Consider the following 2072-nt stretch of genomic DNA (forward strand, 5'->3'; position numbering starts at 1 on the left):
CGGTGGCTCCACTTCCTCGACGTCGCCACCACCCACCCCGACCGGCCCCTCAACCACATCGACATCCTCACTCCCGACGAACACCGGTATGCCGTGGTCGACTTCAACGACACGACGGATGCCGTGCCGGATGTGTCGTTGGGCGAGCTGTTCGCGCGTCAGGTATCACAGACGCCGGATGCCCCGGCGGTCACTGACGGTGCCACTACTCTCACCTACGCACAGCTCGACGCGCGGGCCAATGAACTCGCGCACGATGTGGTCGGCAGGGGAGTGCTGCCCGGTGACGCGGTCGGTGTCCTTCTGGAGCGTTCGATCGCGTCGGTCACCACGGTCCTCGGCCTGATGAAAGCCGGCGCCGTCCATGTGCCTCTCGACGCCCGTTACCCGGCCGAGCGCATCCGCCACGTCCTCGCCGACACGGGCGCCTCCCTGGTGGTGACGGACGACGCCTCTCAGCCCCAACTTCCGGCGGACGCGGCAGACGTGTTCGTCATCGGCTCCACACCTGAGGGAGAGGAAGAGCGCGAGGCGCCCGGGGTGGGTGTGTGTGCGGGGGATGCGGCGTATGTGATGTACACCTCGGGTTCGACGGGTGCGCCCAAGGGGATCGTGGTGACGCACGGCAATGTCGCCGCGCTGGCTCTGGACCCGCGTTTTGACCGTTCGGCGCATCGACGCGTCCTGTTGCACTCGCCGGCCGCGTTCGATGCCTCTACCTATGAGTTGTGGGTGCCGCTGCTGAACGGCGGGACCGTGGTCGTGGCCCCGGCCGGGGACCTGGACGTGCCCGCTCTGCACCACACCATCACCGCCCATGGCGTGACCGCGTTGTGGCTGACCAGCTCTCTCCTGAACGTGATCACCGAGCACGCTGTGGACGCTCTGTCGGCTGTGCGGGAGGTGTGGAGCGGCGGCGAGGCCGTCTCCGGCGCCACGGTGCAGCGTCTGCACGAGGTCTGCCCGGACGTGATGGTCGTGGACGGCTACGGGCCGACGGAGACGACCACCTTCGCCACCCACCACCCCGTGTCCCGCCCTTACCGTGGCGGCGCGACGGTACCGATCGGCCGTCCGATGGCCAACACCCGAATCCACGTCCTGGACGCGCGCCTGCGGCCGGTCCCGCCGCGGGTGACCGGCGAGCTGTATATCGCCGGGGCGGGTCTGGCCCGCGGTTATCTCAACAAGCCGGGCATGACGGCCGAGCGGTTCGTCGCCGACCCTTACGGCCCCGAGCCGGGCGGGCGTATGTATCGCACCGGTGACCTCGTGCGCCGTAATGCCGCCGGTGATCTGGAGTACATGGGCCGCGCCGACCAGCAGGTCAAGATCCGTGGCTTCCGGATCGAGCCCGGCGAGATCGAGAATGTGCTGACCGGCCATCCGGCGATCGGGCAGGCCGCCGTGGTCGCCCACCACGAGCAGCCCGGCAGCACCCGCCTCATCGCCTACATCGTCCCCGACACCGACGAAACACCGACAGGGGAAGAGGAGGAGCGGGACCAGGTCGGCGAGTGGCGGGACCTCTACGACTCGCTGTACTCAGCGCCCGGTTCGGCTCTGGGCGAGGACTTCTCCGGCTGGAACAGCAGCTACGACGGTGAGCCGATCCCGGTGCCGGAGATGCGGGAGTGGCGTGCGGCCACGCTCGGGCGGATCAGGGCGCTCAGGCCCGGCCGCGTCCTGGAGATCGGTGTCGGCACCGGTCTGCTGCTGTCCGGACTGGCGCCCGAGTGCGAGGAGTACTGGGGGACGGACTTCTCCCCGGTCGTCGTGGAGGCGCTGCGGCGCCATGTCGACGGCGACCCCGAGCTGGCCCGTCGGGTCAGGCTCCGGGTGCAGGCGGCCCACGAGCACGGCGACCTTCCGCAAGGGCACTTCGACACGATCGTGCTCAACTCCGTGGCCCAGTACTTCCCGAACGGCGGCTACCTGACGCAGGTCGTCGAGCAGGCATTCCGCCTGCTCGCGCCCGGTGGCGCGCTGTTCCTGGGCGACCTGCGCAATCCACGGTTGCTGCGGACCTTCGCCTCCGGTGTGCAGGCGGCGCGTGCGGAGGACCCGAGCGA

The 2072-nt window shown here is 69.5% G+C and carries 1 protein-coding gene; it reads left to right on the plus strand.

Annotated features, from left to right (window positions below; translation table 11 throughout):
- Positions 1-2072, plus strand: a 2072-nt coding sequence (locus tag ACH4RC_RS42450) for an amino acid adenylation domain-containing protein (protein ID WP_398210501.1), incomplete at both ends; no start/stop codon positions are given.

This window comes from Streptomyces sp. NPDC016845 (assembly GCF_044332585.1).
Lineage (GTDB): Bacteria > Actinomycetota > Actinomycetes > Streptomycetales > Streptomycetaceae > Streptomyces.